A 12,905-nucleotide genomic window follows, 5' to 3' on the forward strand; every position below is an offset into this window, starting at 1 on the left:
ACCTTGGTTAGCTGTAAAAATATAAATACAGTTGTCTCATTCTTTCAGACATTATTTACAGAGTTAAAAATTATATGGATTACTGCTTTTACTCTTTTGCCGATTTAAATCTATCCCAGTTGTATCAGATTTTGCGCTTGCGGCAGCAGGTGTTTATGTTGGAGCAGAAAAGTTTTTACGAAGATATTGATAATCTCGATCAACAGGCTCAGCACCTTTGTGTTATCTCTGCAGATAAGCAGTTAATGGCTTATGCAAGATTGCGATTCATTGAGCAGCTCGAACCTAAAACAGCTTACGCTAAAATAGAACGTGTCGTTGTCGATCCAAACGCACGCGGAAAAAAGTTAGCCGCCAAAATGATGGACAAACTATTGGAGCATGCTGCGGCGGAGTTTGGAATTACTCAATGTTCATTATCTGCACAAGTCGATGTCGCCGATTTTTACGCTAAGTGGGGGTTCAAGGCCTGTGGTGATGTTTACGATGATGGCGGAATCGACCATGTCGACATGGAGTTACGACGAGATATATGAGGTTATATAAAAAATAGGCCCGCGTTGGGGCCTATTCAGATACGTATACTAAAGGTTAGTTTGAGATCGTATTAAACATTGAATCGGAAATGGATCACATCGCCGTCTTTAACTATGTAATCTTTGCCTTCTAAACGCCATTTACCTGCGTCTTTTGCGCCTTGCTCACCTTTAAATTCAACATAATTATCGTAGCCAATAACTTCTGCGCGAATAAAACCTTTTTCAAAATCTGTATGTATCTTGCCTGCTGCCTGAGGTGCAGTAGAGCCTTCTGGGAAGGTCCAGGCACGTACTTCTTTTACACCAGCTGTAAAGTAGGTTTGTAAGGTCAACAAACTATATCCTGCACGAATAACGCGGTTTAAGCCTGGCTCTGTTAAACCTAACTCTTGCATAAATTCTGTTTTTTCTTCTTCGTCTAATTCGGCGATTTCAGATTCAATTTCAGCACAAACCGCAACCACAACCGCATTTTCTTGCTCTGCAATTGCACGCACTTGATCTAAGTAAGGGTTATTTTCAAAACCGTCTTCGTTTACATTTGCAACATACATGGTTGGCTTAAGTGTTAGCATGTTCATATAACTGATGGCAGCTAACTCTTCTTTTTCTAACTTAACTGCGCGCAGCAATGTACCTTCGTCTAATGCTGGTTTAATTTTTTCCAGCACCTTCATTTCAAATTTGGCGTCTGCGTCACCACTTTTAGCTTTTTTTGCCACTCTTAATAACGCTTTTTCAACGGTTTCAAGATCGGATAAGGCTAATTCTGTATTGATGACGTCGATATCGTCTTGCGGGTTTACGCGCCCTGCTACGTGTACAATGTTGTCGTTTTCAAAGCAGCGTACAACGTGACCAATAGCATCTGTTTCACGGATGTTCGCCAAGAACTTATTGCCTAAGCCTTCGCCTTTTGATGCTCCTGCAACCAATCCTGCTATATCAACAAATTCCATGGTGGTGGGAATTACCCGTTGTGGATTTACAATATCGGCGAGTGCTGTTAGGCGTTCGTCAGGCACAGGTACAACACCGGTATTGGGTTCAATTGTACAAAACGGAAAGTTAGCGGCTTCAATACCGGCTTTCGTTAACGCATTGAACAAGGTTGATTTTCCTACGTTGGGCAAACCAACAATTCCACATTTAAAACCCATTAGTGTTCCTTAAACTATTTAGCGCTCAGTTTCACCGGCGCTCTTAACTATTCTGCTTTGAATGAATGCAGGCGGTTCATCGCCTTTTTCAAATCATCTTTTAATAATATTTCAGTGCAGCGTATAGCTTCGTCGATAGCTGCATTCATCTTTTCTTGATCTTGTTGCGACGCTTTACCCAATACGTGGCCTGTCACACGTGATTTCTCACCCGGATGACCTATACCAATGCGTAAGCGTAAAAAATCTTTAAAATTACCTAACTTGGCAACAATATCTCTTATTCCGTTCTGACTCGAACTTCCACCTACTTTAAATTTGACAATGCCGGGTGGCAAATCAAGTTCATCAAAGGCTACGAGTATATTTTCAGGGGGAATGCGGTAAAAACTGCTCAGAGCGGACACTGCCTGACCACTTTTGTTCATATAAGTGGTGGGGATCAGTAATCTGATATCCTGTCCGGCAAAGGTAACACGGCCAGTATATCCAAAAAATTTATTTTCTAATTTGAGCGTGCACCCAAATTGTTTCGCCAGAGCTTCAACAAACCAGGTACCGGCGTTGTGGCGAGTGTTTTGATATTCGGGGCCTGGATTACCCAGGCCCACAATAAGTTGAATATCAGACAAGCAACTTATTCCTCAGATGCAGCTTCTTCAGAATCGCCTTCTTCAGCTTCTTCTTCAACGCTTGGACCTTTAGCTGTCTTAATTGTTGCTACAGCTAAGTCATGTGACTCACCTTTAGCCAATTCAACTAAAGTCACACCTTCTGGAACAACTAAGTCAGACAAGTGAACAGTTTGACCTAATTCAACAGCTTGTAAGTCAACTTCGATGAACTCAGGAAGAACACCTGGTAAACAAGTAATTTCAACGTCATTCATGTGATGTTCTGCATGGCCACCATGAATTTTGATTGAGTCAGCTTTTTCTTCGTTGATAAAGTGAAGAGGTACGTTAGTTGTAACTTCTTTGTTTTTATCAACACGTAAGAAATCGATGTGCGTTACTTTAGGCTTGTAAGGGTGACGCTGCATGTCTTTTACTAACGCATCTACTTTCTCACCAGCAATATTAAGGGTAAGAACGTGGCTATAAAATGCTTCGAATTCTTGTGCTTGAATTACTTTATTATGAGCAAGCGTTAGAGATACTGGGTCTTTACCAGCACCGTATAGGATAGCAGGAACTTTGTCTTCACGACGTAGGCGGCGGCTCGCACCTTTCCCCAAGTCAGAACGTACTTCTGCATCCAAGTTGAAAATTGCATCAGACATTTTTTTGGAACTCCAAATTTAAAATTAAATATTGTAAATTCTTGCGACCAGAATCTACATAAACGCAAGGTTATCTTGCAACCCAATAAAAACGGGCGGCGAAGTCTACCATTAGGCTGTCTACTTAACAAGCTTTAGGGGGTGTTAATTATGCAGGATTATTAACATTTTGTACGACTTACATAAATACGTTAGATTAACTTTTTATGACTACTTTAGACTCAAGGAAATAATAAGTATGTGTCGATTTAAGCGTTGTTGGCTGATTTTGTGTGTCAGCTTGTCTATTCCACTTGCAATGGCAGAACAAACCGCTTTAGTAGGAGGCCGTTTGATTGATGGTTTTGGGCATCAGCCAATTGCAAACAGCGTCATCTTAATTAAAGACGGTATTATTCAGCAGGTTGGAAGCGTTGATACGTTAGTCGTACCAGAGGGGTACGAGGTGATCTCTACAGATGGCATGGATGTATTACCTGGACTTTGGGAGAACCATGCACATTTGATGTTAAACGGTCATTCAGATTATGTGCATTGGGATAAGGCTTATGTAAATCGCTTGGCAGATGAGATAATGCCTGCCAGTGCTGTCCAGTTATTACTTGCCGGTATCACAAGTGCACGAGATTTAGGCGCGGCGTTAGACGATACTGTCAGTGTTAAAAAACGCATTGAGAATGGCGAAATTCCCGGACCAAATCTATATGTTTCAGGTCCTTTTTTGCAGCACGAAGCCTATCCTGGCACGGAACAATTTCGTTGGGGAATAAAAGGCGTTCGTGACGCAAAACAAAAAGTTAATAAACTGGCTGATGCAGGAATGGATATCATTAAGCTCATTGATCATGACAAAATGACCTTAGAAGAAGCGCAAGCCATTGTTGATCAAGCCCATGCTCGCGGCCTTAAAGTGGTCGCACACTCACACCGCCCGGACGAAATTAGACGAGGTCTGGAGATAGGTGTCGATAATTTTGAACATACCGGATTGACCACTTCGCCTGAATATCCTGAAGATATCATGCGTTTATTAAAAGAGCGCACCGCCACTGGCAGAGTAGCCGGTGGGCCGTTATTCTGGACACCCACTGTTGAAGGTTTATGGAATTATCCGGCGACGGTTGCCAACCCTGAAAAATTAGACAGCCAATGTTGGAAGCGCGGTTTAAAACAAGACACGATTGAAGACATCAAGTCATCATTACAAAATGTTGGACAGTTAGAATACATGCAACTAACACCATTACGTAAACCCACCTTAAAACGTAAAATTGCACAGTTACGTGAAGCTGGGGTCGTGTTTTTGGTCGGCACCGACAGCGGTATTCCAGCGAAATTTCATTGTCAAAGTACGTGGAATGAAATGGCTGTGTGGGTTGAACAGATGAATATTAGTCCAATGGATACTATTCGTGCAGCCACTTATTGGCCTGCAGTGATGATGGGAGTAGGGGACAAGACAGGGACGGTGTCAGCCGGTAAAGCCGCTGATATAATTGCCGTTCATGGCGATGTTTTACGCTATATTAACTTATTGCAACGAGTTGATTTTGTAATGAAAAATGGAACAGTTTACAAAATGGACGGAGTGCCAGTGGAAGAAAATTTAAACTGATTAGTCGATGAATCCCGAGGCAACGCGCTTAATAATTTTAGCCCGCGCGTTGCTTTGCAGAGTCACTAAATCGAGTAGATCTACCAAGTGTCATTGTGATCAGTATTGCTGTCGTCAACTTTTATTGCTTCTACGACTTTTAATACTTCACCATACTGTTGAAAGGTCAAAACGTCGCTTAATACGTAGCCTTTAACTTGCACTATCATGCCATGGCGCAATAATTCTTTATTCATTCCTTTAGGCATGTATTTTTTACCATCATTTGCATCTAAACCAAAAAATCCGCCTTCCAAATTCTTATGTACAATGGTGCCTGTTATGGTCAGCATTTCAGTGTCCTCTTGTGGAGCATCAGATCGATTGTTCTTTTGCACCTTTGCGTTAGCTTCAGTGGGTAATTCTTGCTTTGAATCGGCTGTATCTGTACCAGAACACCCAGCAATAAAAAGCACGGTAACAAAATAGTGTAAAAACCTCATTTCTACCTCACAAGTCTGTGGATTGATTTACATTGAATCATGTTTCGCTTATTTATACGAGTAGTATCACTTCGACCCAGAAGTTTGCAATTAGTGCATAAAAAAAGCCGCGCGATTTCATAATCGTGCGGCCTTTCGTAACGAGTTGTTTGAAAATTAGTATTCGAACATTGCCGAAATTGATTCTTCGTTACTTACCCTGCGTATTGCTTCAGCCAGCATATTCGACAGCGTTAACTGTTTCACTCTGCTTAGCGCTTTGATGTCATCTTCCAATGGAATACTATCGGTAATGATAATTTCATCGATCACTGAATTTTGAATGTTTTCTACCGCATTGCCGGAGAAAATAGCATGCGTTGCATACGCGTAGACATTTCTTGCTCCATGCGCTTTTAGCGCTTCAGCGGCCTTACCTAACGTACCGCCTGTATCAATCATGTCATCTACGATAATACAATCACGATCATTTACGTCACCTATAATGTGCATAACTTGTGCAACATTGGCTTTAGGACGACGTTTATCGATAATAGCTAAGTCTGTATCATTTAACAGTTTTGCCATAGCTCGCGCTCTGACCACACCGCCAATATCAGGAGATACTACTACTGGGTTGTGGAAATCACGGCGACGCATATCATCCAATAAAATAGGTGTACCAAACGCATTGTCCACAGGTACATCAAAGAAACCTTGGATTTGCTCAGCGTGCAAGTCGATTGTTAACACGCGATCAACGCCTACATTAGATAAAAAGTCAGCTACTACCTTGGCGGTGATAGGTACACGAGCAGAGCGAACTCTTCGGTCTTGTCGAGCGTACCCGAAATACGGAATTACTGCAGTAATACGACCCGCTGACGCGCGTCGTAAGGCATCGATCATTACGATCAATTCCATCAAATTATCATTAGTAGGAGCGCAAGTTGATTGAATTATAAAAACGTCTGATCCACGTACGTTTTCATGGATTTCAACGCTTATTTCACCATCACTGAAGCGACCAACACTAGCGTGGCCAAGTTTAGTGTAAAGTCTGTCTGCAACTTTTTGGGCGAGTTCTGGTACAGCGTTACCAGCGAAAAGCTTCATGTCCGGCACAAGAAATTTCCTCAGTGCGAAAGTGTTAAGGGCAATCAATGTGTAACATTGATTCATCGCGTTTCAGGGCCGCTGAGAGCATAGACTAGATTGCGTTTGTCAGCGGTTAGGCCGAGGTTAATTGCACTTTAGTTAAATACTCATATAAGGGTGATGTATTGATACCTTTTGCGACAAATGCCTGACAATCTTCAGGCAAGCTTCGTTTAACCTGTTCCGCTTCGTCAAAACTGTCAAAAACAGAAAATAAACATGCTCCTGTTCCTGTCATTCTCGACGGCGCGTATTCTAACAACTGCCGTAATAAATTTGCAACTTTAGGATAACGATCACAGACGATTTTTTGGCAATCATTACGAGTTTCAGCAAAATTATAATCTTGCCACTGTATTTTAGCAGAATTTCTAGGAAGATCGTCGGCGGCAAATATTTCTGCAGTAGATACATGACAGTTGGGAAAAACAATCAAATAGGTTTTTTCGGGAAGCGTTGTCGAGGTTATCTGTTCGCCGACACCTTCGGCAAATGCCGTTTTACCATGAATAAATATTGGCACATCTGCACCTAAGGTGAGACCGATTTGCGCTAGTTCAGCTTCATTGAGTTTAGTATTCCACAATGCATTTAATGCGACTAATGTTGTTGCCGCATTTGATGATCCGCCGCCAATGCCGCCTCCCATTGGCAATTTTTTCTTTAACCATATTTTACAACCTAATTTACAACCTGAAAATTGTTGTAATTTTTGTGCTGCTTTAAATATAAGATTGTCTTTTTCTTCTACCCCAGAAAGTGCGGTTTGCAGGGATATTTTACCGACATCGGTAATCTCGAAGGCGAGTTCATCACCGATATCGACTAACTGAAACAATGTTTGTAGCAGATGGTAGCCTTTTGGGTTTCGTCCGGTTATATGCAGAAATAGATTTAATTTAGCGGGGCTAGGCCACCATTGCGTTGGGAGCGTTGGTTTTATCATTATAATTTTTGCCAAGAAGAAATTTTAATTTTTATTTGATTCATCGCATTTTGCGTATTTACCAATTGAATGGAGTGAGGTAACCATAGTTCCTCCACTTTTTTATAATTCGAATAAGAAAGTGTCCAAGGCGCACATTTTCTACATTTTGCCTCTAACGTACTAACCAAACCAAAATCGTCAAAAACGACATTGTCGGCTTCGGTATGTTGCCCTTTTACCCATAAGGCCAATCGCTCAACCGGAATATTCCAGCCGGTTACCTGTAATATTAGTTCGTTTGCATTGTTATCTATAAAGGTTTGGTCATCTACTTCTAGCCAAGCAAAACTCTCTTCACCATGCATTTTCAATATACTGGTGCCAATAAAGGTGTTTAGCTGCAAGTCGAAGTCTTTGTTTTGTTGATGCCAGTTCATATAGGCACTCACTTTTTCTTCTTCACTTTGAAATGCTAAGCGGCCTTTAATTTTCCAGTGAGTTAATGCAGTGAGTTGTTGCTGGTGATAATCGCTATCAACACTTTGATTAATTTTGGTGGAGGATACGCAGCCAGACAAAAGTAGTATGGCTAAATACACCCAAATAATATTACATGATTTCATACAAAGCGCCGATTTAGGGGTTACCCAGTGTTTGATATTCCAACTAGATTTCAATTTTGCTCAAGGCAAAAAACGAGTCGGATTGTTTTTTATATGGGAACACAGAAGCTCCACTACTTTCAATAGTTTTGGCTTTTGCGTACAATGCCGCTCCCAATAATGTTGCACGGTTTACACCCATTTCTCAATGACACTGATTGCTGTAGGAATTAACCACAAAACTGCCCCCGTAGATTTACGTGAGAAAGTTGCCTTTCCCGTGGAGTCTATGGTGGATGCGCTTGCGTCTTTGCAAGAGCAAATTGGTGCAGAAGAATCGGTTATTTTATCTACCTGTAATCGCACTGAAGTGTATATTTCTACAGACAAACCTTCTGGAGATTCCCTGTTTAATTGGCTTGCGAGCTTTCATAACATAGATAGCAAAGAATTACTTTGTCATAGTTATTTGCTCGAAAACGAAGCTGCTATCGAGCATGTAATGCGGGTAGCAAGTGGTTTGGATTCATTGGTGTTAGGTGAGCCACAAATTTTAGGTCAGGTAAAACAAGCCTATACCAGCGCAAAAAATTACGGTGCAGTAAATAGTCAACTTGAAAAACTGTTCCAGCATACTTTTTCAGTCGCTAAAAAAGTTCGTACCGAAACTGAAATTGGTGCTAACGCTGTATCAGTAGCGTTTGCCTCTGTGCAATTGGCGAAACAAATTTTCTCTTCCCTGAAAAAAACCAAAGTACTGCTTATAGGTGCCGGTGAAACCATAGAACTTGTTGCTAAACATCTAACCAATAACGAAGTTTCCAATATCACGGTTGCCAATCGTACTGTAAGTCGGGGAAAAGAACTGGCGGAACAAATTAATGCCAACGTGATCACGTTAGCGCAAATTCCCAATGTATTACATAATGCTGACATCGTCATAAGCTCAACGGCAAGTACGTTGCCAATAATTGGTAAAGGGATGGTTGAAAGTGCGCTTAAAGATCGTAAACACAAACCCATTTTCTTTGTAGACCTTGCAGTGCCCAGAGATATAGAATCTGAAGTCGCTGATTTAGATGATGCCTATTTGTATACGGTCGATGATTTACAACATATAGTTGAACAAAACTTGGCTAGTCGTCATCAAGCAGCGCAAGACGCCGAACGGATCATTAAAGAACAAGCGCAAGTCTATTTTAATTGGCAAAACTCATTAGAATCGATAGATTCGCTTAAATTATTTCGACAACAAAACAATGACGTTAAGGTTAAATTGCAGCAGCGTGCGCTGAGCCAATTAGCGGAAGGAAAAGATCCGCAAGAAGTCGTGATAGAATTATCCAACAAACTGACCAATGCGTTACTCCACGCGCCAACTAAAGCGCTAAGTCGTGCTGCATCAGAACAAGACCAAGACACTTTGTCACTGCTTCGGCATACATTGGGGCTGGATGTCGAAAAAGAATAAACAGGAAAACCATGAAAGATTCAGTTGTCAGTAAATTAGAAACGCTAGTCGAACGATTTGAAGAGGTGCAAGCGCTGTTAAGTAATGCTGAAATTATTGCCGATCAGGAAAAATTCAGAGCGCTATCAAAAGAATACTCTCAATTAGAAGATGTAGTTAAAGCGTTTCAACAATATCAGCAAGCACAAGACGATTTGCAGTCAGCACAAGAAATGATGCAAGAAGACGACGCTGAAATGCGTGAAATGGCACAAGAAGAATATAAAGTTGCCAAGGCCAGCATCGAGAGTTTAGAGGGTGAATTGCAAATTTTGTTGCTACCTCGAGACCCTAATGATGATAGTAACTGTTTTCTCGAGATCCGAGCTGGGGCAGGGGGCGATGAAGCCGCAATCTTTGCTGGTGATCTTTTTAGAATGTACAGTCGCTATGCTGAAACCCAAGGTTGGCGTTTAGAGCTTATCAATGCGAACGAAGGCGAGCATGGCGGATATAAAGAAGTCGTGGCTAACATTATTGGTGATGGTGTGTATGGCATCATGAAATTTGAATCTGGCGGACACCGAGTTCAGCGTGTGCCTGAAACAGAATCGCAAGGAAGAATACATACGTCTGCCTGTACCGTCGCAGTATTGCCAGAAATTCCTGAATCTGAAGCGATTGAAATTAATCCAGCGGACTTGCGAATAGATACCTTTAGAGCGTCCGGAGCAGGTGGACAGCACGTTAATAAAACTGATTCCGCTATTCGCTTAACTCATATTCCAACAGGCGTAGTGGTAGAGTGTCAGGATGAACGTTCGCAACACAAAAACCGCGCCAAAGCGATGTCGGTTCTGCAATCTAGATTAAACCAAATCGAAGATGACAAACGCACCGCTGAAGAAGCGTCTACGCGTAGAAATTTGGTGGGAAGTGGTGATCGTTCTGAACGTATCCGCACGTATAATTTCCCGCAAGGCCGAGTCACTGATCATCGAATCAATTTAACTTTGTATAAACTTGATGATGTGATTGCCGGAGATGTAAATGCATTGCTTGAACCGATTCGCCAAGAGCATCAGGCAGACTTATTATCCTCTTTGTCAGATGAGAATTAACGTCAATTGACTATCAATAATACCATTGCAGATTTGTTAGAATGGGCTAAGCGGGAATTATGTGATGGCGAAAGCCCTAACACTGACGCCCGAATATTGTTAGCCCATATTCTGAATCAAACTACGACTTACTTAATGACCTGGCCAGATAAAGTTGTTGAGCATGAAGTAAAAGTTCGTTTTGAAGGTTTGGTTGCGAAACGTAAGCTCGGTCACCCTGTTGCACACCTAATCGGTAAGCGCGATTTTTGGACTCTAACCCTAGAAGTCACTCCTGATACATTAATTCCTAGACCAGAAACAGAGTTATTGGTTGAATACGCATTGGAGTTAACCTTACCGAAACAGGCTCGCGTGTTAGATTTAGGTACAGGCACAGGTGCAATCGCTTTGTCGCTCGCCAGTGAAAAACCGAGTTGGCAGGTTTTTGGTGTTGATGTAGTTGAAGAAGCGGTGCTACTTGCACAACGCAATGCCGATTTAAATCAACTTACACAGGTACAATTTAGTCAAAGTTGTTGGTTTAGTCATCTGCCAAACCGCCAATTTGATTTGATTGTCAGTAATCCACCGTATGTTGAATCAAATAGTCATTATCTCGCTCAAGGAGATGTGCGCTTTGAACCCGCATCGGCGCTAACCTCTGGCACGGACGGCCTAGACGATATTAAGCATATTATCAAAGAATCATTTACTCATCTTGAGGCTGGTGGTTGGTTGGTAATAGAACATGGATTCAATCAAGCAGAAGCAATTGCACAATTGTTCTCTAAATACCAATATACACATCTCCAGCAAAAACATGATCTAAACAATCAACCCCGAGTTAGTGCTGCACAAAAACCGTTTATTTAAGTTTTGTTGCTATCAATTGGCTATCATCTAATTGCAATACTTTCGCCCTAATTAAATTTCTGTAGCTCATTCAGCGCCTAAATGTTAGATTAAATTTGTAGAATAATGAAGAGGTTGTGCTATGTCTGATACATTTCTTTTTGCTGAAGATACCGATGAAAAAATTGAAGAGCAAAAAGGCGAATGGAAAGTACTTATTGTTGATGATGAACCGGAAGTTCATGCGGTCACGAAACTTGCTCTAAATGACTTCGTATTTCAAGAAAAAAGCCTTAGCTTTATTAGTGCTTATAGTGGTAAAGAAGCCAAAGAACTTTTTCATCAGCACGACGACATTGCAATTGTGTTGTTAGATGTTGTGATGGAAACGGATGAAGCGGGCCTAGAAGTCGCAGAGTATGTACGCAATGAATTACACAACAACTTTACCCGTATTATTTTAAGAACGGGGCAACCCGGCCAGGCTCCAGAGCGCGATGTCATTGTCAACTATGACATAAACGACTATAAATCAAAAACAGAGCTCACTGCGCAAAAGCTTTTTACTGTGGTCATCGCTTCACTGCGTTCATATCGCGACATTATGGTCATCGAGGAAAACCGCCAGGGTTTGGAAAAAATCGTTTCTGCATCAGCCAACTTATTCACTATACGCTCATTAGAAAGCTTCATAGAAGGGATAATACAACAGCTATCTTCATTACTTGGGGGCACTAAAGATGCAGCGTACATAACTTCAGCGGTAGCTGGACCCAAACCCATTGACTTGGTAACTCAAGACGAGTTTTACGTGTTTTCTGGAAAAGGCGAATACCAAGGATGTGAGGGAGCACTTTTAGAAGATGTTGTCTCGGGTGATGAATTACTTGCCTGTAAAAAAGCATTGAAGAATAAAACGCTGGTCTATGGTGATGAATATGTGGCTGCCTACTGTCAAGGGAAACACACCTCAGGCTCACTTCTTTATTTGTCTGGTGTCCCAAGATGTTTGAATCAACACGACAAAAAATTATTGGAAATTTTTAGTGATAATGTACAAATCGCATTTGATAATGTGTTATTGACGAAAGATATTGAAGATACCCAACGCGAAATAATCGAGCGCTTAGGGGATGCTATGGAAAAGCAATTTAGTATCGGAAAACATATTCAGCGCATGGTTGAAATGTGCAAATTGTTGGCAAAAGACTATGGTATCAACGAAGCTCAAATTGAGATGCTAAAATTGGCTGTACCATTGCATGACGTCGGCAAACTAAAAGTACCCTCAGAAATATTGAACAAACCAGGTCCTTTAAATGATGAAGAAAAAGAGATTGCGAGAAAGCACGCGACAATTGGTTATGATTTATTAAAAGATTCTCGACGACAAATAATTCAATCTGCAGCAATGGTAGCACGTGACCATCATGAACATTGGGACGGTAATGGCTACCCAAGAGGATTGAAAGGAGAGGATATTCACATTTTTAGTCGTATTACTGCCGTCGCTGATGTGTATGATGCCCTTCGCAGCAAACTTCACTACAAAGACGCATGGCCAATTGAACAGGTTTTAGAATTGTTTAAACAAGCGCGAGGTAAGCAATTCGATCCAAGGCTGGTGGATATTTTGCTCAACAATATTGAGAAAATTGAAGACATTCAGAAACGATATCCCGATCCCATTTAAATTTTTAGATTAATTTATTTTGTATTGGAGAAAATTCAGTGGGGTAACAGCAGCTTAACAAA

Annotated in this window: 13 protein-coding genes; 6 read left to right on the top strand and 7 right to left on the bottom strand. The window is 41.3% G+C overall.

Annotated elements, in window-relative coordinates; all coding sequences use genetic code 11:
* The first annotated feature begins 74 nt into the window (after positions 1-74).
* Positions 75-536, top strand: coding sequence for a GNAT family N-acetyltransferase (locus tag GLIP_RS04255; protein WP_008843344.1), 462 nt, complete (start codon positions 75-77; stop codon positions 534-536).
* Positions 537-607: 71 nt separating this feature from the next.
* Here the strand turns inward: GLIP_RS04255 and ychF are convergent, their stop codons facing one another.
* The 3 genes from ychF to GLIP_RS04270 are packed head-to-tail and all read right to left on the bottom strand — an operon-like array spanning position 608 to position 2,981.
* Positions 608-1,699, bottom strand: a complete 1,092-nt coding sequence (ychF, locus tag GLIP_RS04260) for a redox-regulated ATPase YchF (protein ID WP_008843345.1) — start codon at positions 1,697-1,699, stop codon at positions 608-610.
* A gap of 47 nt (positions 1,700-1,746) precedes the next feature.
* Complete coding sequence (gene pth, locus GLIP_RS04265; RefSeq protein ID WP_008843346.1) at positions 1,747-2,331, bottom strand: aminoacyl-tRNA hydrolase; 585 nt, start codon at positions 2,329-2,331, stop codon at positions 1,747-1,749.
* 5 nt (positions 2,332-2,336) lie between these two features.
* Positions 2,337-2,981: a 50S ribosomal protein L25/general stress protein Ctc gene (locus GLIP_RS04270; protein WP_008843347.1), complete on the bottom strand. Its 645-nt coding sequence runs from the start codon at positions 2,979-2,981 to the stop codon at positions 2,337-2,339.
* A 238-nt stretch (positions 2,982-3,219) separates the two neighbouring features.
* Here GLIP_RS04270 and GLIP_RS04275 point away from each other — a divergent pair, with 238 nt between their 5' ends.
* Positions 3,220-4,596 carry an amidohydrolase family protein gene (locus GLIP_RS04275; RefSeq protein ID WP_008843348.1) on the top strand — a complete coding sequence of 459 codons (1,377 nt, stop codon included), beginning with the start codon at positions 3,220-3,222 and terminating at the stop codon, positions 4,594-4,596.
* A gap of 80 nt (positions 4,597-4,676) precedes the next feature.
* Here GLIP_RS04275 and GLIP_RS04280 read toward each other — a convergent pair whose 3' ends face one another.
* The 4 genes from GLIP_RS04280 to lolB form a co-directional block, all read right to left on the bottom strand.
* Positions 4,677-5,078 (bottom strand): hypothetical protein, encoded by a 402-nt coding sequence (locus GLIP_RS04280; RefSeq protein WP_008843349.1) that lies wholly within the window; start codon positions 5,076-5,078, stop codon positions 4,677-4,679.
* A gap of 156 nt (positions 5,079-5,234) precedes the next feature.
* Entirely contained in the window at positions 5,235-6,182 is a 948-nt protein-coding gene (locus GLIP_RS04285) for a ribose-phosphate pyrophosphokinase (protein ID WP_008843350.1), read from the bottom strand.
* A 106-nt stretch (positions 6,183-6,288) separates the two neighbouring features.
* Positions 6,289-7,161 carry a 4-(cytidine 5'-diphospho)-2-C-methyl-D-erythritol kinase gene (ispE, locus tag GLIP_RS04290; protein WP_008843351.1) on the bottom strand — a complete coding sequence of 291 codons (873 nt, stop codon included), beginning with the start codon at positions 7,159-7,161 and terminating at the stop codon, positions 6,289-6,291.
* The gene (gene lolB, locus GLIP_RS04295; protein ID WP_008843352.1) at positions 7,161-7,766 is read right to left on the bottom strand and encodes a lipoprotein insertase outer membrane protein LolB; all 606 of its coding nucleotides are present in this window, start codon (positions 7,764-7,766) and stop codon (positions 7,161-7,163) included. The genes ispE and lolB overlap by 1 nt, the downstream gene beginning before the upstream one ends.
* A 187-nt stretch (positions 7,767-7,953) precedes the next feature.
* Here lolB and hemA point away from each other — a divergent pair, with 187 nt between their 5' ends.
* The 4 genes from hemA (at position 7,954) to GLIP_RS04315 (ending at position 12,843) form a co-directional block, all read left to right on the top strand.
* Positions 7,954-9,216 (top strand): glutamyl-tRNA reductase, encoded by a 1,263-nt coding sequence (gene hemA / locus GLIP_RS04300; RefSeq protein ID WP_040521822.1) that lies wholly within the window; start codon positions 7,954-7,956, stop codon positions 9,214-9,216.
* 11 nt (positions 9,217-9,227) lie between these two features.
* A complete protein-coding gene (gene prfA, locus GLIP_RS04305; RefSeq protein ID WP_008843355.1) occupies positions 9,228-10,316 on the top strand; it encodes a peptide chain release factor 1 in 1,089 nt (362 codons plus the stop codon).
* A 6-nt stretch (positions 10,317-10,322) separates the two neighbouring features.
* The gene (gene prmC, locus GLIP_RS04310; RefSeq protein ID WP_008843356.1) at positions 10,323-11,171 is read left to right on the top strand and encodes a peptide chain release factor N(5)-glutamine methyltransferase; all 849 of its coding nucleotides are present in this window, start codon (positions 10,323-10,325) and stop codon (positions 11,169-11,171) included.
* 121 nt (positions 11,172-11,292) lie between these two features.
* A complete protein-coding gene (locus tag GLIP_RS04315) occupies positions 11,293-12,843 on the top strand; it encodes a DUF3369 domain-containing protein (protein WP_008843357.1) in 1,551 nt (516 codons plus the stop codon).
* The last annotated feature ends 62 nt before the right edge of the window (positions 12,844-12,905 follow it).

Source organism: Aliiglaciecola lipolytica E3, assembly GCF_000314975.1.
In the GTDB taxonomy this organism is placed as follows: Bacteria; Pseudomonadota; Gammaproteobacteria; order Enterobacterales; family Alteromonadaceae; genus Aliiglaciecola; species Aliiglaciecola lipolytica.